This window comes from Methylovulum miyakonense HT12 (genome assembly GCF_000384075.1).
GTDB lineage: Bacteria > Pseudomonadota > Gammaproteobacteria > Methylococcales > Methylomonadaceae > Methylovulum > Methylovulum miyakonense.
In genome coordinates this window covers 2,327,432-2,353,799 of record NZ_KB913025.1, presented here as the reverse complement: position 1 = coordinate 2,353,799, position 26,368 = coordinate 2,327,432, and the positions used below count along the sequence as shown (strand labels likewise).

The window sequence follows — 26,368 nt, the reverse complement described above, 5'->3', positions numbered from 1 at the left end:
GTCACCTCTTCGCCGTATCAGTTGCTGAACGCAATATGGGCAAGCGGCCTTTGACAATGCGCCCGCCGGACAATTTGGCGATGTAATGCAGGTCAGGCAGTTGCCCCAATAACTGCGGCGCAAACAAATCGCCTTCCTCTTCCATCAGGCGTTCACCGACGTTGCCGGAAAACACGCTGGGATTAGTGGCACTGGTCGCGACACCCTGGGTGCGCATGATGTATTTCAGCCGGGTTTTCGGCAGGTTGTCCGTGATGTACTGCTGGGTCTCGCTGTCCATGATGCGCAGGGCGATCAGGTTGTTGACGTTACCGAGCACTTGCCGGGCTTTATCCTGGGAACCGGTGCGGGCGGCAAAATCGGCGAAAGTCTGGGTGGCAATAAACAAGCGCATCTTGGCGCCACGACCTTTGTTCAATACCTGGATAAAGGGATCGTTGATCACCTCGGCGGCTTCATCGACAAACACATTCACCGGCCTGTCCGAAACGCCGTAGTTATAGCGATCCCCCGCCACTGCGGCAAGATCGGCCAGCAAGATCGAACCGATGGCGCTGCCGACCAGACCATCCGACAACGAATCCAAGCCGATATATGCCACTTGGGCTTTTTCGATGATATGGCCAGTATTGGTGATCGGGCGATGGTCATCCAGATCAAGCGGATTGGGTGACAGCAAAGGCCCCAAGGGGCCAGACGTCAGCATGTTCATGATCGGAATCAAGGAAGCGACCATCTTGCTGAAATGGGTGCGGTCGTGTTCGAACAGCGATAACAAGCCTTCCAGATCGAGATTGGGGGCTTGCTGTTGCACCACGTCCCGATAAAAGCGCACCAAGCCAGCGGCTTTGGCATCGATGTCTTTGGCGGTCTTCAAATAGGGCCTAGCATCTTGCCGCCAATGACCCAGGCAGTTATCGTAATAACGCTCCAAAGCCTGGACGACCAAGGTCGATGGCCCACCTTCCAGATAGCGGCGCAGCTTAGCCAAGGTCGGCCGTTCCTCAATCACCATCAGCCCCTGGATGACGTTATCCAGGGATTTCTGGCCAAAGGCTTTGAACGGGTCATTGGTGGTTTCACCCGGTGAAATGGCGGTGATGCGGCTGGCAATCTCCGACGGACGGTTAAAATTGTGCAAAGGATCCAAGCGCACGCTGTCTTCGGGAAAAGCCGGATGGAAATAAACAAATCGGTCAGGACGCTGTGCCAAGTGACACGCCCGCTTGGCCGACGCCATCAGATCCTTGTCGCCTTTGGGGTCGATGATGATCACCGCCTCACCGCGCAGCACCGCCTGGGTGACCAGCACATCAAACGCCCGCGTCTTGCCCGCCCCGGTGGTGCCGACAATCAGGGTATGCCCGGCAGTATGTTGGATCGGTTGCCGGACATCACTTTCCGAAATTTCCAGGCCATGGATCCAGGCGGAGCCCATACGCTGATGGTCGGTCGGGATCAGCAAGGAGACATCGCGTTTGAGGATTTCATAAGCCAGTTGCGCATGTTTTTGCACCCAATCAAAACCCCAGCCAAACCATAGTTCCTCCGGGTGGCGTTGCACGAATTGTTTGAGCTTGTCGGCCTCCAGATACTGGAACCGGAATTGCCGCAGCCGTCTTTTCCGAACCCAAAGGCTAAGTGCAGGCGGCAACCGCCATAACACCATCACGCCGCAGGCAATCATCAGCCAGTCGAAGGGTTCCCGCGGCAAGCCTGACGATTGGCTGGTCAAATAGGCTAAGGCGGCGCCCACAAGCCATCCGGCAATTGCGATTACTTCAAATATCGGCCGCCAGGGAAACTGGTAATCGTAATCGGACTTCATGGCTGGATTCTGACCTTGAAACCACCCTCATCCATGCGGCAATTTGGGTGGCTGGCCATCTCCCGTAACAAGGCGCTGCGCTTGAGGCTGGGATGCTGTTGCAAGCACTGGGCTATGTCGGACTCTTCCACGTTACACCAAGCATAGTCTGTTGCAACTGCTGATGAGGAGGAAGCTTTGGCTTTTCGTAGTTGGTCGATTAATGCCATGACCGCTTGGCTACCCGATGGCGTGTTGAGGTTTGAATGCTGACCGGTAGTAGGTTTAGATGATAAGGCTTCCACTGCGGCATATTGCTTAACGGGGTTTTCCGTCATGTCTGACTTAGCTACAGGCTGAGGTTTGGCTTGGGTAATAGCCTGGGTTTTGCTGGGTGCTGATTTAGCCGAGATTGGTTTGGCTGGCAGTGTCCCGGTCGGATCAACTTTTTCAGTTGCCGTCACAGCCGTTTGGGTACGATCCTGCGTTTTGCCGGATTTTTCAGGCTTGCTCGGCGAGGTTTTTTTATTGCCCTTGGCGGTAGTTGGTTTAGCCAGTTTGGGTAACTGCTCGGGTAGTGCCGGGGTTACAGGCAAGTTGGAAACCGTAAACAATTGTTTCAAAAACCCACTGGGTTCCGTTGCCAAGAGCACACCACGCACCTGATGGATCACCTGCACCTTGCGCATTGGCGAAAGAATGTCGGTGACCAGCCAACCTTTTTCCTCCAAGGTTTTGATGAAGAGATTGGGTTCAATAGCCAGCTGTTGGGCGATGCCCGGAAACGCCAGCAAGCACTTGCCTTGGGACTCCAAGACGTCGGTTCCCAGTCTTAACCGTCCGGTGTTAAGTTCATGGCTAATCTGAATGAGCCACTCTCCCACCAGACCTTGGGCTTGTAGCCGGTTGCGGGCGATGTCGATGGGATCGGCTTCGGGCTGGGGGTTGTTGATGGGTAGTACGCTCTTTTCCTCAAGCTGGGACGGACTGCTTAGCCTTTTGGATTTTTTGGCTGTGCCAATGATTTCGGCGGACAGCTTATCCTGTCGGGGAGCTTCAGTATCTGCACTTGTTTCCGGTTCGTCCAGGCCTGCCGGAAGCAACGCAGTGTCAACCGATTGGCGAATAGCCGATTGGTTGGGATTATCCTGACGGTTTTCCTTATCGGGTGGTGTTGCAAAAATAGGGTCGGTAATAGCATGGTCAATCTGCCCATCCGGTTGGGATTCCAGTCTTGTAGCGTCTTGCCCCGACGTAGCGATAATAGTTGTCTCAGCCTCATCAGAAGCTTCAACCCCCTCAACGATAACGGGCGGTTCGTTACTAAACACCAATTCCGTGGATGCCAAACGTAGCATGTACAAGGTCACCTCCAAGCCTTGTGGCTGCATCCGCCAATAGCGGTATTGCCGGCCATCGGGCAAGATTTTCGGGATGGCCAAGCCCCGCTCGATCAGGATATCGGCCAAAGTGTCTTCATCCCGTGGGATGCCGGGGACTTTGTCTTTCGCAAGTAGCTCAACAATGTCCTGGGCGCCGGTGCGCCAGACAATATGAAGGCCTTCCTTGAAGCGCCAGAGGCGAGCGCCTTTATCATTGGCCAGCCAATGCCCGGATTTGATCAAACGCCGCATGGCATCGAACAGGTATTTTTCCACCGGCATCCCCATGGCCGGATCGGCGCTATGGTGATGGGCTTTCAGGTCACGTTCGACGCTTTTACAATCCGCCGCCATGACCAGTTCAGACAATTTTGCGCCACGATCCAGGCCATGGATCGTTTCCAGCATGGCCTGCATGATGTCGGGGCCTGGAGCCAGTATGTAAGATCGGGATGCCCGGGTCAGTACACGTTCGATCACCAACGCCGAGAACTGTTCATGGCGTTTGTGGCGGTTTTCCCGCCAGCGCAAGAAATAACGGTCGATGCCGTTTTGGTTTGCCCAATCAGTCAGGTTTTCATCACAAGGGTTCCAGGTATATTCACCGTGCCTGTCCACAACCGCCATATCTGAAACGGGTTTGCCGATGTCATGCAGCAATCCGGCAAAACACACCGCCAAACGCCAGCGCAGTTCTTGCTCTTTACGTTCGCGCGGTGTCGCATGGGTGGCAAACAAACAGCCTTGCGCCGCTTGGGTGGCCCAGTGGGCGACTTCCAGTCCATGCCGGAACAAACCGCCCGCACCGCGATGATGATGCGACTCCGATGCCGGCAACAGATGGCTGAAGGCGGCATAGCGTTCAATGACCGGTGCGGCGATGGTGTGGTAGAGGTCATCCGGCAAGGATAAGGCGTGCTCGATGGCGTTGATCAGTAATCTCACCGACAGATTCGAACAATTAGTCAAACGCAAAAAAACGCAATCACGCGTTGTCGAACCGCTGGCCGCGATCCCCAATTGGCCAGCAACCATGCGTGGCACGCCAAACGCCTGTCTGCGTAGCGCTTTATTTGCCGGCATCCAGGGCAATGAACGCATCGCCTACAAAAAACGCACATTATTGGCTTCGGTGGACGGTATCGAAGTCCGGTATTTGGGTGTACAACTGAACCAGTCGGATCTGGATGTCTGGCTGCACATCGTGCATCTGTCCAGACAACAGTTGCCGGGTTTCAGTGTCACCTTCAGTGCCTACGCCCTGCTGACCGCACTCGGCAAAGGTACCGGCAAAAGCCAACACGAATGGCTCAAGGAAGTCATGGCGCGATTGGGTGGTGCTTTTGTCGAAATGACGTTTCATGGCCGGGATAGCTTTGGTGAAAAAGGCTTTCTTCGGTATTACCGCGACGAAGCCACCCAGCGTTATGTGGTCGAGCTTACCGAGTCGATGCTACGGTTGTTTGAGGAGGGTTATACGCACATTGAATTTGCCCAGCGGCAAAAATTGCGCAAACAACCCTTGGCGTTGTGGCTGCACGGTTTTTTATCTTCCCATGCAGCGCCTTATCCGCTGAAGATCAGCACCATCTATCGTCTGAGCGGCAGCGTCACCCAAAACTTGCGTGATTTTAAACTTAGGCTTCGTAAAGCGCTGGACACGCTGGCTGCTATCGGTATAGTCGAACATTTTGTGATCGACGGAGACATCGTAAAGATCAAAAAGCCCCCCACCCCCAGCCAGCAACGCCATCTGGACAACAAACAATCCGGTTAAAAATAACGGCATTCGGCTGACGCAATTTTAGGTACGCCTATACCACTAAGACACGGCATCCGACCGACGCTGACACGGCATTCGACTGACGAAGTAACGGCATTGGGCTGACACCCCACGGCATTCGACTGACAAAAAGCACGGCATTCGGCTGACATTTGACACGGCATTCGACCGACCCCAGGGTGATTTATTAAGATCTCTGTAGATCATGATTAGCGTGGCTTACAGCGATTTTAATAACGGCAAAAAACCGCCTGCTAATCTATATATAATCTTTTTTTAATCTTAACATAGGGATGACGAGATTGTGAATAATCTGGATAGGCTTTGATCGTGGGTATTTCAGTCAAACTTGCCATCAAAAATTGTGGCAGGAACCCCAGAAGTTAATCGAAAGCAGTCGCTGGAAATTATCCATTTAAAAGGAAGCTGATCGTCAGTAATCGACCCAAACCTGACTGTGAATGAATACATATTATCTTGGATAATCTTGTGGGTAAGCAGACCCCCAGGCATAGCTTTTAATAATCGCTATGTGAATAGTAAATGCTCGTTGCCTAAACAATTTACAACCTTCAGCCCGCTAGGAATCTTACTTGCGCTTGTTTCCATAGCCAACCGCTGCAATTACAGACTGTCAGCGAATACCAAATTCCCAAAACACCATGAAGTCCATAAACAAATCCATTTTTCGATTTTTTGGACAGTATTAACTTATCATCTAAATCATCTCAAAGTTATAGCAAAATTATATGTTGTAAAAAAACAATTTAAGTTATTATTTCAATTGGTCATCAGTTTCAATAGTCCTAATGTGCCATTGCAAAAGTCAGATTTTCTTACAGACCTATCATTGACATTCAAGGATGTATATTTTTTTGAGATTTGATGGCCATAATTAGTAGCTAAGCAATTAAAAAAATAATCTTGGAGTGGTTCATGACAACAATCAATTTTAACCGTTTTCTGTTTATCACCTTTCTATCTGCATTAGCTAGTGGTTGTACTATTTTTCTTCCTGCACATACCAGTTCAAATAAGAAAACAGGAGAAAAAGTATCTTTAACGCCACTAAAATGCAATAGTTTGCCCGCTATATGCGATTCATCAACTAAATTAGATAAAATGTGCAGTTTTATTGATAATTATAAAAAGACATATCATAAAGATGCAAAACTATCGTGTGACGCTATATTCTTACAAACGAAAACTGTGGATGAATGCAAACCTCCTAAACCTTCTGGACCGACTGTTGATGTTGCTGCGCCGCTTGCACTTCTAGCAAGCGCGGCTGTCGGTTTGGCTACCGATTTTGTCAAGAAAAAATTCGAAGAAGAAAAAACATTATATACCGCTCAATATACCGGCAGGCTCATTGATGACAAATATTGGCAGTCTGTCACTCCCGCTACACGACAAAAAGTAAATTGCATTCTTACAGGAGGGGAGAAAGGAGAGCAAACGGCAGAAGGTTTCACATTAAAGCCTAATTACATAGGGTTCGAACTAAAACGTGAAATTACAGGATCAAACACAGCAGCACTTACCCAATACGGGCTAATGCATTCATCAGATGGACGATTTTTTCAAGTTAAACCTCTATATTTTGAAATGCCTTATGCAAAGGCAAAGGTGTTGAGCAACCAATTGGGTACTTGGTTTTTTCCACCAACATTATTAATGAAATTGTTCAATATCTCTAATAATACAGTTGATGTAGAGCTTGATTTTAATATGGAAGCTTACTGGACAGATAAAGGGAAAGAATTTAATGGACCGAAAACTATCGCTTCGTTTAAAACTAATATATCTGGTTACGATTTGAGCGATGCAAAAAAACTGGATTCTGACAATCTTCAGAATGATTCAGGTTGGATGCTCGCACCGCCAATTTCGGACGCAGTAGAGAGATATGTCGGTACTCCAGCAGGAAATTTTAAAGTGACTGTCAAAGTTACCGAAAGAGATACTTCAGAAGCGATCAAGATTATTGAAACGAGTGAAGAGTGGGTATCAAAGGGCGGACAAAAACTGCAAGATATAATTGAGGAAAAGAAATAAATTTAATGATACATAGAATCATTCCATGAGGGAATGATTAAATTTTTCGAACTGATTGTCAAATCGAAAAAATACCACTCATGTCTTTTTTAAAGTAAAGCGGTAGACCAATATGAACAAATTTATTTCTTTCATAATCCTGTTCTGTTTTTTTATTTTTCAAGCCTGTAGCTCGTCTACAACGACGACCACTGAATTTTCGGAATCAAGGATGATAGCACTGACTACTGGGGTAGTATCGCAATCAAGCAACCAGAATGTTATTGTAGCCCCTAACTATCGACCTGATAGTGGTGTCGTTTATAAGGCAGTACTTGACCTTAAGCAAACACCGACAGGATTCATGCCGCAACTTCGTGGTGGACGTGAAGCCGTTTCCAACGATTGGCCGGCTTCGCTCTATGCAACGTTCAAGACACCAGAAGGAACGGCCGCTTGCACCGCAGCACTAATCGGCCCAATGGTTATTCTCACGGCAGCGCATTGCGTTCCGGATGATCGAACAGTCAGTTTTACTTATCAAGGAACAAATTATAATACTTCATGCAAACAGCATCACCGCTACCAAGACAAAAGCGATGTCTCAGCAGATTTCGCCTTATGTAAAATTGATAAACCTTTTAAAGAACCTGTAGGTTTTAAATACGAAACGATTGACACTTCTGAAATGAGCCGTTTTGTCAATAAAACATTAATATTAACCGGTTATGGTTGTGTCAGTGACATAGTTGAAAATAAACAAACCGATGGAAAATACCGTATCGGCGAAACGATTATTGATGAAACATCAAAATCTGCCACGAAGCTTCGTTTAAAATATGGCAAAGATTACATCAAATTCTACAGTGACATAGAAAATAATAATTTCTTTACCATTGACGATCCCGATAAGGCCAATCTTTGTCCGGGCGATAGTGGTGGGCCAGCATTTGTTCGTAGGGCAAGTGCGAGCGGATTTGCTCAACGAATGATTGTAGGGGTTAATTCCCGTGTCTTTTACAAGAATGCTTCCACAAAAATTTACGGATCGTCATTAGTCTCCGCAATTGGAGGGCCGGATTTTCTTACATGGGCAGAAAAGTGGATTGAAGATCAAAAAGTAGCAGCTTGTGGTATAAACTCGCGGCACTTCACGCGAATCCAAAATTGCCGATTCTGAAAAGGTAATAATTTATGTTGGTAAATTCGATATGTTTGCGAATCGTATTAGTGATTATAATTTCATCGACATCGCAATTAAGCTCTTCCAAAGAATCAACAGGAAAAAATCATTCAATTAACCCGCTTTCAACTAAATTTACATTACGTGTCAATCCAAAGTGGGCCGCACAAGTGAACGCTGTTCTTGCACGAATTTCAAAACCAGTTGAGGGTATTATTGCCTCTGGCGAAACAGCTCAAGAATATCTCACAAAACGTTGCGGAGGTTATCATTTACCAAATTTAGTATCATCAGAGCCACTACCAAATGGCGCAGGCACAAAAATAAGTTTTGCACCTTGTATACAAATAAAGAACAACTCGAAAATCAAAGTAAAAAAAGGAAATACTTTGGAAGGAATTGTTGTTAGCAGAGGTCTTAAGCCAGATGCAGTCAAGAAAGTATTGTTAAATTCAGATCAAAAAGCCACTGATTTGCAGATAGGTGATATTGTCAAATTACCTGAAATGCCTTTGTGGACTGATATATCTACGATACCAGAAAGTGTTACCAACAGAGATGATTTAATATCTAAAATTGCTGAAGCAATTGATTGTATAAAAGAAAATGAAGAAGCATGTTTATTAAAGCATGGCGTGTATGTCCTTGACAATACACCTGCATCTAATGCTGGAAATTCGGAATCTAAACTCGAGGTTATTGAACCAAGAATTGATACGCAAACTAATTTTAATCATTCTGAAGAAGTATTTGATTATTTAAACTCTATTAAAATGCCGTCCGCATCTGTATCAACCGAATCATGGGAGAATAATGAGGTTTTTGCTGATCATGATATTCACTACCGGGCAAATATTCAAATTCAAGGCGAAACGGCCACAATACCTTTGGTTAAGCAGAATGTTCCAGTAGCACTAGAGCAATGGCCTTACGATGTGGATCTTCTCGTAGCAATTCTGAATAATGAAAGCAGACATATCCATACCACCGTAATTGGTGTAGCAGATAACGGTTTAGCTGATGCAAAAGGAGCGCCTATTTTGCCGACAGCCTTTGATGAAAAAATTGAACAAGAGCCGCCTGCTTCGGAACCGGAGCCAACCGAGAGAGATGAAGATGAAAACGGATTTATTGATGACTTTTTAGGTGCCGGTATTGTACGTGGAAATGAACTACAACCAACTGGCGATATTAGTCTCTGTAAAGACCAAAACTTATATTCATCTTGGAATGTTGAATCGCTAATGCAGGCTAGTCATGGCTCTATTGTATCGTCTATTGCTTCAGGAATGGGAGCGCGTAAAGTTAATATAGATACCAATCACCTCTTACCACGGATTGTTTTTTTCAGGATGCTTGACATGTGTTCACCGTCTTCAAATACTAATCCGGCTGATGGTGATATTGTGAAAGCATACGAGTATTTAGATACAAGAGTAAATATAATAAACTTTAGTTACATTCCAATCAGTAGCGGTTCTAATACATTTGTGTCAATTATGAAAGAAACATTGGGTGATCGCGAAAAATTGATAGTTCTTCCATCTGGAAATAGCCCTATTGATCTTGATGAAACCTCAACTTTTCCAGCTTCTCTAGGTGATATTGAAATAGTCGGCGATAAGCGAACCGCATTACGCACATTAGTCGTTGGCGCAGCAACAAGAGAACTCATAAGATCAAGTTACTCCGCTTATGGGGATCGCACTGTTAAATTTTACGCTCCAGGCGAAGCAACGTATGCCATAGACATCTTAGGAAGAGATGCTTCATCAATAGAACCAGCTACTTCATTTGCATCCCCCTATGCCGCTTTAGCGGCTGGTATTCTGTGGTCTTTTGGCATTAATAAGATTGCCGATATAAGAGACCGTCTCGGGGCAGCAACATGGCCATTATACGATCCGACAAGCCAAACCGAAAAGGCCGGAACTGGGGTGATTGACCTTGTTAAAGTTGCTGCCGTTCGGAATTACGCCATTGAAGTTAAAGAAGCTGATCAAAATGGTACTCTTATACGTCGGACATATGTAGGGAAATTGACTCAACCACTGAACAACTTGAATTTGTGTACAGTACCTTTATCCGGAACGGCTATTCAGGCGATAAGACTTGGCGATCCCAAACCTAATGGAGAACGTGAACTACGCATTTTTCCGAAGCAGAAAAATCCCAACACTAGACTTCGGAGAGCTTACACTCTTCAATGTAAACCTGAAGGTGAAATTAAGCTGGAATCCTTACTTAAGGGGGAGAAAACATTTCCAATATCTATGGTCACACAAATTCAATTACCTTGGTTCTACATATAATCTGATAAATGATTTACTTAGCGAAACCAAAGCTGAAAGTGTTTTAATAAATTTTAAACTTATTATTAATCCGAACAGGGCTTAGTTAGGTGCTAGCCTTCCTAAAGTCGTTTTGTTAGGGAGTGCCGCTCCTTTGGCCATGCTTAAATTTTTAATTAAGGACAAAATTCATATGACTGTCCGCTCATGGAAGTCGCTAAAACCCATTATTGTAAACAGCGAACGTCTGCAGTTGGCCGTTCTGAAGCATTAGGCTATCCCACGTTTGCTAATTTCCATAGGCTGCTTTGGTTATTTTGCATTTCAGCATCTTAGCGGAATATGCAAGCTGAACGGAACGTTAGTTCAGTATGCCATCAGCATAAAAAACCTCTGTCTAAACTCGCGAAACCTATTTTTCACTTCAGCACGTCATGAGAAACCTTAGGGATTTCAGCCGCAAGCTTTTGGGCTTTGCCACATTGCTGTAAGAAAATACCTCCTATCCCTTCCAATACTGACGGATCGGCACCCAGTTCCAACAGTCCATCCCGTACTCCCGGCCAGACGCTGCAAATCTTGTCTGCCAGTTGTTTTAATTCGCGACTGACCAGTTTGGGATTGAGCTGGCATTCGTAGGCCATCAACGCCCAGTCATAGGCTGTCAACGTGGTGGGGTTAAAATTGTCGCCAATGGCCATCGCCAAGGTATCGGAAATGCCATCCCCGGCATAAAGCAGGCAACACACCAGATCATAAGCCGGTGCCAAGCTCAAGCCACCCGCGTCCATGAAGAACGACAGGTTTTTGCCATGGGCATCGGTGTTACCGATCAACACCTGAAAGATCGCCCAACGCAACAAGGCCAAACGGTCGACGGCTGGTTTTGAGCTGGCCCCAGCCAACAAGGCAAACAGCTTGGGTAAAGACGCACCATCACGCAGATGTTGCACATCCCGGCTATCGCCATAAGGGCGTTCATATTTCATGCTGACGCCCAAACCCAAGGCTTGGCAACCATCAATGCAGTGTAGCCGCTGCACGCTGTCAGCCTTGATGATCCGGTCAAAGCGGCGGATCAATACCACGGGTTCGGGTAGCCATTCCAAGCGGATGTCCGCCGTTGGCAAACCCACGGCCTGAGCCAGGCGCATACAGGCCAGTTCATTGCTGGTCATGCCTTGCAGGCGGGTGCGTAGCGGTTCGGGTTTGAGGATATGGGTGGAAGCCAAGCCTTCGCCATCGACCAGATACCAGTGCCGGTTTTCTTCCAGCACGGCAATTTTATCCTGGTGGCCGGCAATCGACAGCCGGACTTTGCCGTCCCAAACAGTGAACGCCTCTTGCGGGCGTGAGCGGATGCGGCGGGATAATTCATCCCGGCTGAGCAAGCGTTTCGTGGTTTCCCCGTGAGAAAATGATGGCGGATCAGCCAAACTGAGCGACAACGCCCCGGCGGTTTCTTGACCCAAGGCGATCAGCAAACCCATCAGGTTGGATTTCGACACTTTGTTGGCTTGTGCCGCATCGTCCAATGCCTGGCCTTCCGGCAACAGGTTCTGGAAAAACTGCCGGACAGTAGCGCTGTGTTGTACGGGTGTGATTACTCCGGCATCCAGGGGCAAGGCCGGGCTTAACGGGAAGCGGTTGTCTTTTGCCAGCCAGTCCGGTGCATAGTCAAAAGCAAACAGGCCGCTGCCGCTATCCAGACTGAGCCAGCCGAGCAACTCCCCGTTGGCTTTCACGTCCAGCTTCATAGCGGCGGCTGGGTCAGGTCAGCCAAACGCCGTCGGGCATTATCGCGTTGTGACGGCGGCAGGACGAACAACGACACCCCCAAGCCTTGCGCCACTTGCAGGATTTTGCCGATACTGACACCCGGTTGGCCCGTTTCAATATCAATCAAAGTCTGCAAGGCAACGCCAATGCTTAAGGCGGCATCGACCTGGCGCATGCCCGCTTGGGTTCGCGCGGCACGGATCGCCGCACCCAAGGTGGCCGGGTTATCAAGGCAAGGGTCGGCAGGAAAGGCGGTAGGGATGACACGCTTCATATAATTCTCCAATACTGGATTTATAGAGGTAATGCCTTGGCGTGTCAATTAAAATCTATATTAATAGATTTTATTGGTTATGATAGGTAGTCATTTATTAAAATCCATTATAGTGGATTTTATTGATTGCCGGATAATCCGCCTAGGGTTGTGATCTGAACATTGGCTGTACAAGCGTTAGAGGAAACAAAGACTGACACAAAAAACCTCACGACTGGAGACTCTTACGGTAATCCTGCACGGCATCGCGGATCTTCCCCAGCAAACCGAGCTGTTTTCGGATGTCGGCAAATTCCGTTTCCAGTTCTTCCACCAACTCGGCCTCCCATTGGGGTTCGCCTTTCAGGAAATTCCCCAATGGATAGCGGTAGCCCGCCCCTTTTTTGAGGTACTGGGCGATGGGTTTGGCCTGGCCGTTCTGACGGATCATCGCCATACGGAACCATTCGATGCTGAACGAGAGGCTGGCCTCGCGGCGGCGGATACGCACCCCGATCCGGACTTTACCGTTTGACGCCTGCTGTTTCTGTCCGCCCTTGAGCCGCCGCCAATAATCGTCAACCAAGACCCTGGCTTCGGCATGGAGCTGGTCTACTTTCGCCTCGACCCAGGACAACATATCCGCTTCCGTCAAGGTGCATGGCAAGTTTTCCGTTGATTCGTTTTTCATGGACAATCCCTAATACTTATCTATAGGGATTGGGGTGCCCGATACCTATACGATTTTATCGTTGAAAATGGCGTTTTAATCCGTCAGCCAGATCAATATCGGCAACTTACCTATTCGGTTTTCGAGGCCTAAATCCCTATTGCATTAGGGGTTTAGGGGGATAAACATAAAGGAATTTTTCACCCGCCATCCCTAAGCACCATCAACACCCCGAATCCCTATTTAGGGAATTTCCCTTTGACCGCATCCGCATTTGTGACATGCACATCCCTAATCCATAGGGATTCGGGCTGACAATTCCTATTTGTAATTAAGCGCTGTCGTCCCAGGGCGCACGCTGGGACTAACCGGCATTCTATGAATCCGCGTCAAACCACCCGCTACAAAAAATCACGGTTTCGCCCATTTTTTGCCACCAGGCTAGGCTTGCCTTGGGACAGAATGCCGCTATGAACCGATACTGCGCCTTCTTCGCTGTCTTGTTGACCCTGTGGCTCCAGGCTGTTGTTGCTTGGAGTGCGGATACTGATGCGCCAGCTGTTTCGTATTTCACGGACAAGCAGCGGGGCTGGTTCTGGTACGAAGTCCAACCGGAACCGGTGGTGAAAAAGCCATCGGAAGCACCGAAACCCAAGTCGGTGCCACCCGCTGATAGCGTCAAAGCTCAGCCAAAGCCGCCCACGGTGGTGCCTGCCGAACCCGCACCGCTGAGCTCCGCCTGGCTGCGCAAAAACTTGGAAATCTATCTCAACAAGGCCATTGACGAGCCTACCCATGAAAACGTCGCGGCGTTTTATTACCTGCAACGGGCGATGATGGACAAGGCCGAACGCTTCACCCACGCCGCCCGTTATGTGGTGATGTCCGACCCGCGGTTGGATGAAACTGTCCGCCGTCCGGTGGCGACCTATGCGGTCAATGAAGCCAACCGTCAGGCCAGTATGATGGCGGATAAGGCCTTGAAAGACATTGCCGGGCTTGCGGGGATTTTGTTTTTCTTCCGCTCCGATTGCCGCTATTGCCATGTCCAGGCACCGATCCTGGACATGTTGGCAAACGCTTACGGATTTAATATCTATCCGGTGTCGTTGGATGGCCTACCGATGCCGAACGGGCTGTTTAGCAGTTTCAAGACCGACCAAGGCCAAGCGGCTTTGTTAGGGGTTGAGCAGACCCCAGCGCTGTTCCTGATGAAACCACCGAAGCAAATCGTGCCTTTGTCACAAGGCGTGCTGTCGCTGGAAGAGCTGACCAGTCGGATTTTGCTCGCCGCCAAGGAATCGGGCTGGCTGGATGCCTCACAGTATCAGACTACCCAAGGCATCCGCTCCACGCCGATGTTGTTGCCAGCCACTGGCAGTATTAATTCAGCAACGGCACAAGACCCTCTGGCATTGATCCAAGCCTTACAACACAGTGCCCAAGTCGGAGGGATGCCATGAACCAACGCTCATTCAGGCTCTTCGCTATGGCGGTGGTAAACACGGCCATGATTGTCCTGCTACTGGCAGCAAGCCTGTCACCCGCCTATGCCGATTTACAACAGGAAATGGATGGCATGTTTGGCACCATGACCAACTTCACCGCGCCAACCGCGCATCTGGGGCAACGCCGGGGCATGATCACGGGCGGCAGTCTGGTGGAACGCAACGGCATTTCTAACACCAACCTGGTGTCATTTGTGCCACCGTCGTTTAGCGCCGGCTGTGGCGGCATTGATCTGTTCGCGGGCAGCTTCAGTTTTATCAACTTCAACCAGTTCGTGCAATTGCTGCGCAATGTCGCCGGGAATGCCTCGGGTTATGCCTTTCAACTGGCCATTGGGGCGATGTGCCCCTGGTGTGCGTCGGTGATGACCGACCTGCAAAAGAAGATCCAGGAGATGAACCAGCTGTTCAGCAATTCCTGCCGGTTATCGCAAGGACTGGTCAACGACACTGTCAAGGCTTTTGACCTGCAGAGCAAAGCCAACCTGTCAAATGCCTCATTTACCCAGGGCATCAGCGATGTGTTTTCCAGTTGGACGAACACCAGTACCTTGGGCGATCCGGTACAGCAAGTCAAACAGAATGCGCCGACTGACATGACCCAAAAAATCCAGGGCAACCTGGTCTGGCGGGCGTTGGTGAAGCAAAACGCGGGGGCGTGGTTCCGCTTTGGTGGCAATGGCCTGCTCGAAGCGGCGATGAGTGTTTCCGGCACAGTCATCGTCGATGCGCCGCAAGCCGCCCCTGACGGCAAAGGCGAAAACAATCCCATCAGTGCGCCACCGCCGATCCTGCGCATCAAGGATTTGCTATACGGCAACGATGCCGGTAACTCTTATCAGACCGTCAATGTGTATGAGTGCTCGGATGGCCATGAGGCTGACCAATGCCTCAAACCGGTGGTGAAAGCGATCAAGCTGGTCGGCCTTAAGCAACGGGTGATGGACATCCTGCTCGGTTCGGCCAAAAACGGTGATGGCCTGATCGTGAAGTTCTCGACCAACCAAGGCCAAATCACCGCCACCGAACAGGCCTTCATGCAAACCGTACCGGACGCCATCGGCGGCATGATCCATAACCTGGCCCGTGAGGATGCCGGTATCGCCAAGCTCTGGGCGGAAGAAGCCGCCCCGGTGATTGCCTTGGAATTGGCGCAATTGATCGTCAACGATTTGCTCGGTGCGGTGCAGGCCGCCGCGCAGATGAACGACCACGCCTATGCCAAGTTGCTGATGGAAGCCCTGAAAGGCGCCCGTGAACAGATTCAGGACGAGTACGTCACCATCGCTGGCCGTTATGGCAATCCGCAAACCTTGATGGCGTTTTATCAGCAGCTGATGAATACCGTCAAACCGCATCAATACGGCACGGTTGCCCAGTTACCCGCTTCAGCACCGGCTTGGCCAAGCCCCTAATGATGCGTTTTCAAGGGGTGGTTATTATTGTTGCTGTTGAAGGCCACTGTTTAACGGTTGTAACCTGTTTACCTTAGGAGTCCCATGTTCGAAATCTTCTCCGTCGGTGACTCGGCCTATTTGCAAGCGGTGCTCAATGCGGTCGCGATGGTTTCCGGTACCGGGGATTACCGGATGGCGGCGGGCGTGGGTGGTTTGATTGGCGTGATGATCATCATGTTGCGGGCGTTGATGCAATGGGATGGCCGGGGCATCCGTTATCAGGATTTGTTTTTGGCTTATGTGTTGTGGCTGATGCTGTATGCGCCATTGGTCAAGGTCTTTATTGAAGACGCCTATACCGGCAGCGTGGTGGCGGTCGACCATGTCCCTTTAGGCCCAGCAGTTGTAGGCAGCGTCATGTCCAATATGGGTTACCGCACCACCCGCTTGTTTGAACAGGCGTTTGCGATGCCGTCGATGACCGGCCACGGCTTTGCCGATAGCCTACAAACCTTGACGGCGGTGCGTAAGAACCTGTTGTCCCGCGTCAGCTTAGGGGCGGCCAATACGCCCAAGGCCGGCAGCGATATGGAAACCTCCTTTGCCAATTACGTCAAGGAATGTACCTTGACCGGCGTGGATCTGAACCTGAAATCGGTCGACGCCATCCTGCGCGATACCAACCCCCTCAATGCGATCCGCTTTGATTCCGACATTTACATGACCGAAATCTTTGTCGGTGGGCAGCCGCAAACCCAAACGTGTACCAATGCCTGGACAAGCTTGGGCGTCGTGGCGAATGGCGATTTCAGTGCCGCCCTGGAAAACCTGTTACAGCAGACCTTGGGAGTACAGGCCGCCGCCGACACCATCCCGAAAATCCAGGAGGCGTTTGACGCCCTGGCGGGGCCGGGTGTGATTAACGCCGCCGATTACATGTTGATGTCGGCCATCCTGCCGATGTTTGAAAAAGGTGTGGTTGGCCGTCATGAGGATGCCATGCACTGGAGCAAAGCGGCGATGGTCGAACAGGCCATCCAGCAACGCAATACCCAATGGGCGGCGGAACAGACCTTGTTCGCCAAGATTGTCCGGCCGATGATGGCGTTTATCGAAGGCTTGAGTTATGCGATTGCCCCTATCATGGCGTTTGTGGTGCTGTTCGGTAGTGTCGGCTTACGCATGAACATCGGTTACTTCTCCATGCTGTTATGGATACAGCTGTGGATGCCGATTCTGGCGGTGATCAACTTGTTCATCAACATGTCCGCCGCCGGCAAAATGGCTGCGTTGGCTTCCGCCAACTACAACCTGCCGTCGATGATGGGCATTTACCAGTTGGATATGGAATTGCAGCAATGGCTGTCAATGGGCGGCATGTTGGCCGCGTCGACACCGGCCATCACCTTGATGCTGACTTACCGGGGTGCGGTCACCGCCACGCATTTTCTGGGACGGATGGACGGCAGTGATTACGTCAACGAGAGAATCGCCACACCCGATGTGACCAGTCCGGCGCCGGTCTTGAACGCCCAAGCCCAGCATCAGTACAGCCCGTTGTCGGGCGTCACCCAAACCGGCAGCGACAAAGTCCTGCCCACCTTTTCAGCGGGGCGGGATATGAGTGCAGCGGTCGCTTCCGCCTATAGCGCCTCCGAACAAGCGACCCGCAGTTTCATGGACAACGTGTCGTCAAGCGCCGCCAAATCCAGCAGCATCACCAGCGATGCCTTTGACAGCCGGTCGTTGGGCCAGCAGATCGCCAGCAGTAGCAGCCATACCGATGCTTATAACCGGCAGTTCGGTGAAGCCTTTGCCAAGAAGCATAGCGACACCGGCATTTCTGCCGATCATTTTTCGGCCTTGGTGGCCGGCAGCGCCAATGCCGGCGCCAAGTTCGCGGATGACCGTTTGGGTGCGGCGATTTCAGGGCGGTTACAAAATGATTTTAAAGTCGGGCAGGATAAGGCCGATTCGATAGCCACGGACATTACCCAAACTGTTAATGACAGCCAGGGCTATCAGGCGGGGTTGGCAAAGAGCCTGGCGATGGATGCCCAATCCGGCACCCGTAACGTGGCTTCGATGGGTTTACAACACCAATCCCTGTCTTCGTTACAACACAGCGCCACTGATGCCATCTCGGCGTCGGAAAGCTACCAGCAAACCGTCTCGGCACAGCAACGTTTCGGTGCCCAAGCCAGCTTTGGTGCCGCAGAAACGGGTATGAAACTGGCGGGTGACAGCCAATTGATGGAACGGCTGGATCACACGCTGGATCAGTATGGGCTTCGCGGCGATGCCCAACGTCTGGCTTCTCAGTGGAAAGCGGCGGGTTGGATAGCGGATGGCCAGCTGGCCTATGCGGCGGCGGGCATGTCCTTGTTGACGGGGTTTTCCTCACCCAGCTATCGGTCCCTGGATAGCCAACAGTCACGGAGTGCGGAAATGGCGGGTTACCAGTTATTGGGCGATGCGTTTGATGCCCCCAAAGCGGATGCCAACTGGAACCCGGGTAACAACGAGGGGCTTAAAACCCAGTCGCCGGAAATCGGCACTGTCCGGTCGATGGTCGAACAGGCAAGGCTTGCTGATCCGCGTCATGAAACAGAATCAGCCACCCAGAGGGCGCAGGGCAAAATCAGTTCAACGCATGGCCAAATAGCGGCGGGTGAAAGAACCATTGCCGCACATCATGAGCAGAACTTGAGCAATTTAGCCCAAGAATCACAAGAAGGCTTTGCCGAGATGGGGCAAATCAAGGCCGAACATTTTAGGTCGGCGATTGCATCCGCCGCCAACAGCACCCCTTCTGCGGCTGAATGGTCTTACAATACTCTGGGAGGCAGTATTTATAATACGGCTAAGGATATTGAGGCGGCTGGTGCGGCTGGAAGCGAAGTTGTTAAACAATTTACCGGTAGTTTTCAAGAAGCCCGCACAAAAGGAGAAGATTTTTGGGAGGCACTTAAATTTGCAGCATCTCAGTCTTATCCAGGTTTCACCGAGGCAACAAAAGCTTGGGCGGATCTGCGCGTGGGTGAAGTGGCCAATAAACTAACGCCTAGCCAGCAAGCCTACTACCGTGCGGCTATGTTTGAAGCATTTGCTGGATTTGCTATCGGTGGTGATATGAATGGTGGTATGGGTGATGCTAAACAACAATTGTTCGCTGAAGAAGGTGAAACGGATGGCAACAACATCGCTAAGTTGTTGCGTAGCGCGGCTGGGCAAAATAGGAACGATCTGATAGAACAGGTTGGTAATTTCAATCGGGCTCGCGGGCTGATTAAAAATTAATCATTAAGCCCGATACGACTTGCTTCCACTGAGTGCCCGCACACTGCCTACAATTAACCCTCGTACCAGAAGAGCTAAGGAAAATAGCAACAGGTAATTGACCAGATCATGGTTTTGGTTGGCAGATATTATTGCTATTGCGGTGAATCCAGCCCAATAATAATTACTCTCATGGCACTGTTTTGCAGCCATGCGTTCCACGCATTGCACAAACAATTCAGCCAATGCCATCAGCCCAAAACCGATGGTTCCAAATGCCGCGTATAAACTAATGTTTACTGGCAGCTTGACCCAGTCACTGACAGCCCCAAGTAAACCAAAACATAGTGCAGCCAGTGTCAGCCATTTAAAAGCTGAAAACGACAAACTACGGGTTTGAAAATGCCGCAGTAATCGCTGTAAACCACTGCTGAACTTCATGAAGGTAGCGCCACAAAAAGGACAAACAGATCGTAGAGGTTGGCCATAATAAGTGACCACCCGAGGCACCATAGACCGGTTGCAGGCTTGGCAATTGACAGTGCTATGTCGGCCGGCAAAGCGGGATGCTATCGGTGTAAGCCGCCGAGGGCGGCTGGATGGGGCGTGGCGGCTTGAAGGGGATGAGGTTGAGGCCATTAGTGATCTCCAATCGAACTCAATAATGCCAATAGTACGTCGATCAAATGCAGTTGCCAAGCCCCTGTAACCTAAGTTTTTGAGTTAGATCACAGTTATGGACACTGTGTTTTTTATGTAGGCTGTCCAGCACACATATCTGGCAGCTTGGCGGAAACTTGCTGTGGTAAATGATCAGCGTGTCGCCGTGGCAGCCCCTGCAATAATGCAGATCAGCCAAGCCAATTTTAAGCGCTTGTGCAACAACCCAGGCTTCGCTGAAATTGGCGGGACGCACTTTTCCGTAAGGCCGGCGTTCACGGATGTGGTTAGGAAAAGTGCCGCAAAAAAAATCCCAGGCAACAATAATGGCAGGCACATCCATTTCGGTTTTGATGTCGGCTTGGCTGGCATGGCGGTACAGGGAGGCAAATAATGACATGTAAAGCATGGACTCCCGCACTTGAGGAATCGCTTCGATGGCAGGCAGCAACCCTGAGCTAGGGCTTTCGCCTTGGTGGATAGCCCGGTGCATATCACGAATTTCGGACAGGCTGATGCTTTTGATCAGTTGGCTGACATACGAGGTTCTGAGTTTGCGTTTGAGCAACTCGGTCGCCAACTGGTAATTTCGCAACCGCTCTTCATAGGACACGCCTTCAGCTATCATACTTGACCCCTGATTTGCCCAGAACCAGCCTCAACTGGCGGGTGCGTTGTTCAATCGCGCCGCCAACCACGGCTTCATTGTGTAAGAATGTCCGCCAGGCACTGACCGGGAACCGGGGCGCAAAACTGAGCACATCACTGCGTGCCAGGGCTTTAAGTTGGCCAACCGGCATTTCAGCCAAAATGCTGACAGCCTCCGGCGTTAAGCCGAGGCTCACCATCGCCTGTTGTTGCCGCCCAGATTGGATCAGCTCATGCGCGAGGATCAGATAGTCGAGATTCAGGTGGTAGATATTGTCATCCATCAGGGCACCCCGATCAGAGCACAGCCCGAATTTGGTCGGCAACGGCCAGTACCTTCCGGCCATAAGCGACGGCGGCAGAAACATTTTGCCAACTGTGATAGTGGCCTATCCCTAATACCAGATTATTGGGTGCCGACTGAATGGCTTCTGACAACAGCAAGGCACCGATTTGTAGATTAGTAACGGGGTTAAGCAGATGTTCCGGTTTGTCGACCCGGTGACCATGCCAGCGGAAATTGATTTGCATCAGCCCGACGTCAATATTCCGGCTGCCCTCGGCAAGGGCCTTAGTTAAAATGCTGCGGGCTTCCTGTTGCGAAGCGGGAATGATGGCCTTACCGGATTTATTGATCGCCCATGGCCATGGGGTGATATGGTTTGGATCATTGCGTTTGGCGGATTCAACCAGGGCAACCGCGTATAACACGTAGGGATCCAGTTGATGGCGGTTGGCGATTTGCCACCACACTGTATTTTGCAAGCGGCTGTTGAACCCGTTGATTTTCGTTTGGCGAACCACCACAGGCCATTTTTTGGGTGCAGCCTGTTTCTCCAGCGCCAAGCATGACGTGCTGGAAATGCTGAGCTCCAAACAGAGCAGCGCAGAAACAACGGCTTTAGTGGTCTGCCGCAGACAATGCATTCCCCCATCTCCGGCTAGATATTGGTTTGATGGTTGATAGCGATTTGGTAAGATTCTGATCAGCATGGCAACCCCGCATCATTGGCAATGATGCGAGTCTAATCAATAGCCGCTATTTTTGTATGCCCGAAAAACGACCGTTTAGTGCTTTTTTTGAAGTACACCTTGAATCGGCGTTAAAAAAATCCTAGATACCAGCGTTAATATTGACTTGGAAGAAAGGCAGTTTTAGAAGCTGTCTGGTAAAACATTAAACGCATTTTGCAGGGGTTATTTTTAACATGGCAATTCGGATCATGTTTTCAGCCGTTGCGGGAAGTATTTCGAAATCCTTTGATAAGCGGCGAAAGCCGCCAAGCCAGGAAAAAGTCCGCTCGACGACCCAGCGTTTGGGCAAAACAGCCCATTTCCCTTCGATCTTTTCTGAAATATGCAAGGTCATGCCGAGTTTTTTGTCGGTGTACTCAACGGCACTGCCTCGATAGCCAGCGTCCCCAGAAAAAGCCTTGATGGACGGATACTTACCGGCGGCCGCCTCCAAAACATCACACGCACTTTTGGTGTCGCTCAGGTTGGCGGCATGGACGCTGACGTGGAGCAGGTTGCCGAGAATATCCACCACGATGTGCCGCTTATGACCTTTGACTTTTTTGCCGCCATCAATGCCCCTTTCTTCGCTGGCATACTGGGTTTTCAAACTTTGTGCATCAATGATGCCGTAGCTAGGTTGGGCGCTTCGCCCTGCTTTTTGGCGATGGTAAACCGTCAGCCGATCCAAGCATTTTTCCCAGACACCCCATTTATTCCATTTGCTGAAATGATCATACACTGTTTTCCAGGGTGGGAAATCTTTCGGCAACAATCGCCATTGAATTCCCCCTTTTAAAACATACAAAATGGCGTCCACAATCAATTTCTTGCTGTGTTTATGCCCATTTCCCCGCTTACTGGGGGCTTCAAAGTCTTTTTTATGAACTCCCATTCCCTATCACTTAAGTCGCTGTCGTATGCCATTTTTCAGTTTTAAACAAAAAGCTTGATTTTAATCGAAATCGTTTTACAAGACAGCTTCTTAGGGTTTGGTTAAGGTAAGTTATTTTCAAAAGGGTAATAATCGCAATTGAAGGTGGTAAGTTTTCAACGCGGTTTTTATCCCTAAGGAATCACTGAACAAATCGGCGATCCCCAGATTGGCCGATAATTTTCACTTTTTTAAAATCAACACTCCATTTGACGTGCTATTTCAGGCGGTTTGTCTGGTTTTCCACCCACTTTGGGCGGATTTACCCCTAAACGGCCATCAAGGGCCTGCGCAGCAGGTATAAGTTGGCGAGGCCGACCAGCAGGCTGACCTGCGAGGCGTTCTTCGCCAAACCCCGGTAGCGGTTCTTGCGGAAGCCGAACTGGCATTTGATGATGCGGAAAATATGTTCAACCCGCGCCCACACCAAGGATTGCTTGCGGTTGCGCTTTTTCTGTTTCGATGACAGATTCTTGTTCGGTTTGCGTTTCTAGTGCCCCTTGTGGGTAGTCATTGACACACCAGCGGATCCCTAGTTGGCGGGCACCGCGCTTGTATTCGTCGCTGGTGTAGCCAGCGTCGCCGAACACCACTTCGTCGTCCCCGCGCAGCAGGTTGGGCAGTTCGGTGATGTCGGCGGTGTTGGCCGGGGTCACGGTGACGCTGTGCACGATAGCTTGGTATTGCTGGACAGTATCCGCGAACACGAAGGCTCGGACAAACCGATAACGGAACTCATCATAGAGGCCTGCACCTCGCGCTTTCGGCCGATTTTATTGGCGTTCTTAACTAACTTCGCAGGCTTCCTGCCGACTTTGCTGGAAACCAGCCCGCAAGCGCAATTTCTAATTCCGATGACTTTGTCACTGTCTGCTGGCTTATTGTTTGGTATGGCGGCGAGCTTGGTGTTGACGCCCGTTTGTTATGCGATGATGGGAGAAAAATAAGTCATCAATTCAGTAAAAAATACCACTAACAATGTCTACTTTATGGATTTTTGACTGGCACTCGTTGCCAGATACCTTCAGAAAAAATGTTTATGTGATGATTTTTATCACTTTACCGGGAAAATAGTAAATGCTCTGGCGTATATATACTTAAATTTTCCCTTCATATTCTCTACAACTTATTTCAAAATAAATCTTAATTAAACCATGTTATATAACATAGTTTAATTAAGATCATTTTCAATTTCTTGTTAGACTTTTATCTCAATTTACTTTCGGAGATGACTGTTATGAGCATTAAAAAAATTTTGATGACGTTTACCTTGTCTTTATCGCTGATTTCAAGCGGCGTAATGGCTGCCGACTTAAAACCCCAACATTGTGATATTCACAAAACCGATGCCACCCACGATTGTGCTAAGCATTGTGCTGAACACCCAGGTGCAAAAGATGCAGCCTGTGCCAAACATTGTGAAACGGACAAAGCCGCTAAAGCCCATACTTGCGACAGTAAGCATTGTGATAAGCATTTAGCCGTCGCTGCCAAAAATTGCAGCAGCTTAAGCTGTGCTACCCACACAGGCGCTTTAGCACATGACTGCAGCACCGAACATTGTGCCAAACATGCGGGCAATATGGCGGATTGCTGCGGCACAACCCAACGTTGTGATGTTTAACAGCTAGAATATATTCCTTCCTCTCACCTGATAGCCGCTCAGGCTATCAGGCTTTCTTCTTATTTTTTAACCATTAGCCGCTTCCTCGTTTTTGCCATACCAACATTTATCAGTCATTTGCCATAAACCATAAGGCAACAGCCGCATTTACAACTTAATTTTCTAATCAGATTACTCCGCTTTGCCATACCCATCCTGTTGATTAAGCAACATTAAAATAATCATTGCGTGAAACTGGCTAAATAATGGTGACTGATTTCGCCTTGCATAGCGGACAAGAGTTAGGCTTGGTTGATCTTGCTGTGTGGTTTTATAGCCACAAATAGGTGAAATGCCGCATCCCGCAATGGCATTTCCCACAGTTTTTTCTTCGCTTCCTACACAAAACTTTAGACATCCTCAGCAAAACCCAGTTTAGCCGCGCATTGCCCTACTCCTGCTTAGATTGGCACAATCCATGCCCTGTAGATAGCCACAACATGGCTACCCGCTTGTCCCTCTCCGCAGATGACGTTTACCGAAGACGATATTTACCTGATTTTTTTAGACACCCGCCCGCAAATCCAGCGCTTTGTTAGCCAGCGTATCCGTTGCCAAGACACCACGGCGGATTTGTTGCAAGATTTGTATTTGCGCTTGTGCTTGTTGACGCCGCCACCCCGTAGCGAGCCGGAAATCCGTGCGTGGTTGTTCACCGTCGCCTCGAACCTGTCGATTGATTATCTGCGCAGCCAAAAACGTCATGGCGAATTGCTTGCCCAATACGGCGATGATAAAACCGAAGCCGACCACCGCGCCGAACCGGAGCGCATCACCCAAGCCCAAGACCAACTTTTCCAAATCCAAGCCGCTTTGGCGGAATTGCCCGATGCGTGCGCGGATATTTTGTACTTAAGCCGCATCGAAGGCTTAAGCCATGCCGATATTGCTGCGCAACTGGGCATTTCCACCAGTTGGGTGGAAAAACAACTCGCCCGCGCCTTAAACCATTGCCGGCTATCACTTGATAAACATTGACAGTCTGGCGACTGCCACGCCGATTCGTTATAGTGATAAGTCTTTCTCACACGCCACGCCGCCAATGACCGAAACACCCCAACAATTCCGCGAACGCCTCAGCCAAGCCGCCGTTACATGGCAAGTGCGCTTGTCTTCCGGCGACGTGTCCGACGCTACCCGCGCCGAATTTGACCACTGGCGGCAACAAAGCGCGGCGCATGAACAGGCTTATCAAGAAGCCGTCCAGCTTTGGCAACAATTGTCTAGCCCTTTGCAAGCCGACCGCCAACGCAGGTTAGCCTTTGCCGCCACGCAACAACGTCGCCGTCAAACCCGCAGCAGGACGCTGGGGCTTGCCGTTGCCGCGTCGTTGGTATTGCTGGTGCTGGCAGGGCTATTCCCTGATTATCTCCACCACCCGCTCGCCGATTACCGCACCCATATCGGCGAGCAGACATCCATCCAACTGGCGGACGGCAGCGTTATTCATCTCAACACCGACACTGCTGTTAACGTCAGCCTAAGCGACAAGGAGCGGCGCATCGAACTGTTAGGCGGCGAAGCGGAATTTGAAGTCGCCCACGACCGCACCCGCCCGTTCCGCGTCTGCGCCGGACACACCACCACCGAAGCCTTAGGCACGCGCTTCATCGTCCGTTACGACGGCAACGGCGGCAACATCACCTTGCTGCAAGGCAAAATCCGCACCGCCGCGCCCAACACCACGGCAACCTTAAGCGCAGGCCAACAAATCGCTTTTCATGCCGATGATTTAGGAACCGTGCAAACTGCCGACGTAGATAGCGCCGAAGCCTGGCGGCACGGGCGTTTGCTGATGAATTTCGTACCGCTAAAACAAGCCATCGCCGAAATCAATCGCTATCGGCGCGGACAAATCCGCTTGCTGGACGATAAGTTAGGCGAGAAAGAAGTGAATATAGCCGTTGATATTCAGCATATCGACGCTTGGCTGGAGGCTTTGGAGAGGACTATGGGGGTTAAGGTAGAAAGGTTAGGGGGGGATGCAATACCGTTCGGCATGATTACTGAGTGGCATTAATAACCGCCGCAACATCAGGGGTTAAAGGCTCAAGCAAAAGATTTTGAATACCTCTTCCTG

General features: G+C 50.0%; 20 protein-coding genes and 2 pseudogenes. 11 read left to right on the top strand and 11 right to left on the bottom strand.

From position 1 onward, the window contains the following. Window position 1 precedes the first annotated feature (1 nt). Together traD and mobH are read right to left on the bottom strand one after the other, a co-directional pair. The gene (gene traD, locus METMI_RS0111865; RefSeq protein WP_019866514.1) at window positions 2-1,828 is read right to left on the bottom strand and encodes a conjugative transfer system coupling protein TraD; all 1,827 of its coding nucleotides are present in this window, start codon (window positions 1,826-1,828) and stop codon (window positions 2-4) included. Continuing rightward, entirely contained in the window at window positions 1,825-4,134 is a 2,310-nt protein-coding gene (gene mobH / locus METMI_RS23850) for a MobH family relaxase (protein ID WP_232215212.1), read from the bottom strand. Before mobH ends, traD begins: the two co-directional genes overlap by 4 nt. Here mobH and trfA point away from each other — a divergent pair. The 4 genes from trfA to METMI_RS0111840 all read left to right on the top strand — a co-directional run bounded on the left by trfA (window position 4,112) and on the right by METMI_RS0111840 (window position 10,504). Beyond that, complete coding sequence (trfA, locus tag METMI_RS0111855) at window positions 4,112-4,966, top strand: plasmid replication initiator TrfA (protein ID WP_029151650.1); 855 nt, start codon at window positions 4,112-4,114, stop codon at window positions 4,964-4,966. The genes mobH and trfA overlap by 23 nt on opposite strands. A gap of 942 nt (window positions 4,967-5,908) precedes the next feature. Continuing rightward, window positions 5,909-7,030, top strand: coding sequence for a hypothetical protein (locus METMI_RS0111850; protein WP_156829834.1), 1,122 nt, complete (start codon window positions 5,909-5,911; stop codon window positions 7,028-7,030). A gap of 211 nt (window positions 7,031-7,241) precedes the next feature. After that, window positions 7,242-8,189, top strand: coding sequence for a trypsin-like serine protease (locus METMI_RS0111845; RefSeq protein ID WP_019866509.1), 948 nt, complete (start codon window positions 7,242-7,244; stop codon window positions 8,187-8,189). 14 nt (window positions 8,190-8,203) lie between these two features. Next, window positions 8,204-10,504, top strand: coding sequence for a S8 family serine peptidase (locus tag METMI_RS0111840; RefSeq protein ID WP_083930276.1), 2,301 nt, complete (start codon window positions 8,204-8,206; stop codon window positions 10,502-10,504). A gap of 398 nt (window positions 10,505-10,902) precedes the next feature. Here the strand turns inward: METMI_RS0111840 and METMI_RS23845 are convergent, their stop codons facing one another. The 3 genes from METMI_RS23845 to mobI form a co-directional block, all read right to left on the bottom strand. After that, window positions 10,903-12,240, bottom strand: coding sequence for a HipA domain-containing protein (locus METMI_RS23845; RefSeq protein ID WP_019866507.1), 1,338 nt, complete (start codon window positions 12,238-12,240; stop codon window positions 10,903-10,905). After that, window positions 12,237-12,536: a helix-turn-helix transcriptional regulator gene (locus METMI_RS23840; protein WP_019866506.1), complete on the bottom strand. Its 300-nt coding sequence runs from the start codon at window positions 12,534-12,536 to the stop codon at window positions 12,237-12,239. Before METMI_RS23840 ends, METMI_RS23845 begins: the two co-directional genes overlap by 4 nt. 208 nt (window positions 12,537-12,744) lie before the next feature. Next, window positions 12,745-13,206 (bottom strand): conjugative transfer protein MobI(A/C), encoded by a 462-nt coding sequence (gene mobI, locus METMI_RS0111825; protein WP_019866505.1) that lies wholly within the window; start codon window positions 13,204-13,206, stop codon window positions 12,745-12,747. A gap of 449 nt (window positions 13,207-13,655) precedes the next feature. Here mobI and METMI_RS0111820 point away from each other — a divergent pair, with 449 nt between their 5' ends. The 3 genes from METMI_RS0111820 (at window position 13,656) to METMI_RS0111810 (ending at window position 19,390) form a co-directional block, all read left to right on the top strand. Beyond that, window positions 13,656-14,648: a conjugal transfer protein TraF gene (locus METMI_RS0111820; protein WP_019866504.1), complete on the top strand. Its 993-nt coding sequence runs from the start codon at window positions 13,656-13,658 to the stop codon at window positions 14,646-14,648. Continuing rightward, entirely contained in the window at window positions 14,645-16,108 is a 1,464-nt protein-coding gene (locus METMI_RS23835; RefSeq protein ID WP_019866503.1) for a conjugal transfer protein TraH, read from the top strand. Before METMI_RS0111820 ends, METMI_RS23835 begins: the two co-directional genes overlap by 4 nt. A gap of 84 nt (window positions 16,109-16,192) precedes the next feature. Next, the gene (locus METMI_RS0111810; protein WP_019866502.1) at window positions 16,193-19,390 is read left to right on the top strand and encodes a conjugal transfer protein TraG N-terminal domain-containing protein; all 3,198 of its coding nucleotides are present in this window, start codon (window positions 16,193-16,195) and stop codon (window positions 19,388-19,390) included. A gap of 3 nt (window positions 19,391-19,393) precedes the next feature. Here the strand turns inward: METMI_RS0111810 and METMI_RS23830 are convergent, their stop codons facing one another. The 6 genes and pseudogenes from METMI_RS23830 to METMI_RS28405 form a co-directional block, all read right to left on the bottom strand. After that, window positions 19,394-19,810, bottom strand: coding sequence for a hypothetical protein (locus METMI_RS23830; RefSeq protein WP_019866501.1), 417 nt, complete (start codon window positions 19,808-19,810; stop codon window positions 19,394-19,396). 241 nt (window positions 19,811-20,051) lie between these two features. Then, entirely contained in the window at window positions 20,052-20,657 is a 606-nt protein-coding gene (locus METMI_RS0111800) for a FlhC family transcriptional regulator (protein ID WP_019866500.1), read from the bottom strand. Next, window positions 20,647-20,961 carry a flagellar transcriptional regulator FlhD gene (locus METMI_RS0111795; protein ID WP_019866499.1) on the bottom strand — a complete coding sequence of 105 codons (315 nt, stop codon included), beginning with the start codon at window positions 20,959-20,961 and terminating at the stop codon, window positions 20,647-20,649. Before METMI_RS0111795 ends, METMI_RS0111800 begins: the two co-directional genes overlap by 11 nt. A 13-nt stretch (window positions 20,962-20,974) precedes the next feature. Beyond that, window positions 20,975-21,604 carry a lytic transglycosylase domain-containing protein gene (locus METMI_RS0111790; protein ID WP_019866498.1) on the bottom strand — a complete coding sequence of 210 codons (630 nt, stop codon included), beginning with the start codon at window positions 21,602-21,604 and terminating at the stop codon, window positions 20,975-20,977. 250 nt (window positions 21,605-21,854) lie between these two features. Beyond that, the gene (locus tag METMI_RS23825) at window positions 21,855-22,586 is read right to left on the bottom strand and encodes an IS5 family transposase (protein WP_083930274.1); all 732 of its coding nucleotides are present in this window, start codon (window positions 22,584-22,586) and stop codon (window positions 21,855-21,857) included. A gap of 307 nt (window positions 22,587-22,893) precedes the next feature. After that, a pseudogene (locus tag METMI_RS28405) lies at window positions 22,894-23,296 on the bottom strand (transposase); the annotation flags it as partial. On the opposite strand from METMI_RS28405, the pseudogene METMI_RS0111770 reads away from it, so the two are divergent. The 4 genes and pseudogenes from METMI_RS0111770 to METMI_RS0111745 all read left to right on the top strand — a co-directional run. Beyond that, window positions 23,288-23,572, top strand: a pseudogene (locus METMI_RS0111770) (efflux RND transporter permease subunit); the annotation flags it as partial. The pseudogenes METMI_RS28405 and METMI_RS0111770 sit on opposite strands and share 9 nt — an antisense overlap. 248 nt (window positions 23,573-23,820) lie before the next feature. Next, on the top strand, window positions 23,821-24,249 hold the full coding sequence (locus tag METMI_RS0111765) for a hypothetical protein (protein WP_156829833.1): 429 nt from the start codon (window positions 23,821-23,823) through the stop codon (window positions 24,247-24,249). A 507-nt stretch (window positions 24,250-24,756) separates the two neighbouring features. After that, window positions 24,757-25,266 (top strand): RNA polymerase sigma factor, encoded by a 510-nt coding sequence (locus METMI_RS0111750; protein WP_019866493.1) that lies wholly within the window; start codon window positions 24,757-24,759, stop codon window positions 25,264-25,266. Window positions 25,267-25,330: 64 nt separating this feature from the next. Then, window positions 25,331-26,308 carry a FecR family protein gene (locus METMI_RS0111745; RefSeq protein ID WP_019866492.1) on the top strand — a complete coding sequence of 326 codons (978 nt, stop codon included), beginning with the start codon at window positions 25,331-25,333 and terminating at the stop codon, window positions 26,306-26,308. Window positions 26,309-26,368: the final 60 nt, after the last annotated feature.

Excerpts from the sequence above, each read along its gene's own strand:
- traD (WP_019866514.1), bottom strand. The coding sequence starts at position 1,828 with ATGAAGTCCGATTACGATTACCAGTTTCCCTGGCGGCCGATATTTGAA.
- trfA (WP_029151650.1), top strand. The coding sequence starts at position 4,112 with ATGGCGTTGATCAGTAATCTCACCGACAGATTCGAACAATTAGTCAAA.
- METMI_RS0111850 (WP_156829834.1), top strand. The coding sequence starts at position 5,909 with ATGACAACAATCAATTTTAACCGTTTTCTGTTTATCACCTTTCTATCT.
- METMI_RS0111845 (WP_019866509.1), top strand. The coding sequence starts at position 7,242 with ATGATAGCACTGACTACTGGGGTAGTATCGCAATCAAGCAACCAGAAT.
- METMI_RS0111840 (WP_083930276.1), top strand. The coding sequence starts at position 8,204 with ATGTTGGTAAATTCGATATGTTTGCGAATCGTATTAGTGATTATAATT.
- METMI_RS23845 (WP_019866507.1), bottom strand. The coding sequence starts at position 12,240 with ATGAAGCTGGACGTGAAAGCCAACGGGGAGTTGCTCGGCTGGCTCAGT.
- METMI_RS23840 (WP_019866506.1), bottom strand. The coding sequence starts at position 12,536 with ATGAAGCGTGTCATCCCTACCGCCTTTCCTGCCGACCCTTGCCTTGAT.
- mobI (WP_019866505.1), bottom strand. The coding sequence starts at position 13,206 with ATGAAAAACGAATCAACGGAAAACTTGCCATGCACCTTGACGGAAGCG.
- METMI_RS0111820 (WP_019866504.1), top strand. The coding sequence starts at position 13,656 with ATGAACCGATACTGCGCCTTCTTCGCTGTCTTGTTGACCCTGTGGCTC.
- METMI_RS23835 (WP_019866503.1), top strand. The coding sequence starts at position 14,645 with ATGAACCAACGCTCATTCAGGCTCTTCGCTATGGCGGTGGTAAACACG.
- METMI_RS0111810 (WP_019866502.1), top strand. The coding sequence starts at position 16,193 with ATGTTCGAAATCTTCTCCGTCGGTGACTCGGCCTATTTGCAAGCGGTG.
- METMI_RS23830 (WP_019866501.1), bottom strand. The coding sequence starts at position 19,810 with ATGAAGTTCAGCAGTGGTTTACAGCGATTACTGCGGCATTTTCAAACC.
- METMI_RS0111800 (WP_019866500.1), bottom strand. The coding sequence starts at position 20,657 with ATGATAGCTGAAGGCGTGTCCTATGAAGAGCGGTTGCGAAATTACCAG.
- METMI_RS0111795 (WP_019866499.1), bottom strand. The coding sequence starts at position 20,961 with ATGGATGACAATATCTACCACCTGAATCTCGACTATCTGATCCTCGCG.
- METMI_RS0111790 (WP_019866498.1), bottom strand. The coding sequence starts at position 21,604 with ATGCATTGTCTGCGGCAGACCACTAAAGCCGTTGTTTCTGCGCTGCTC.
- METMI_RS23825 (WP_083930274.1), bottom strand. The coding sequence starts at position 22,586 with ATGGGAGTTCATAAAAAAGACTTTGAAGCCCCCAGTAAGCGGGGAAAT.
- METMI_RS0111750 (WP_019866493.1), top strand. The coding sequence starts at position 24,757 with ATGACGTTTACCGAAGACGATATTTACCTGATTTTTTTAGACACCCGC.
- METMI_RS0111745 (WP_019866492.1), top strand. The coding sequence starts at position 25,331 with ATGACCGAAACACCCCAACAATTCCGCGAACGCCTCAGCCAAGCCGCC.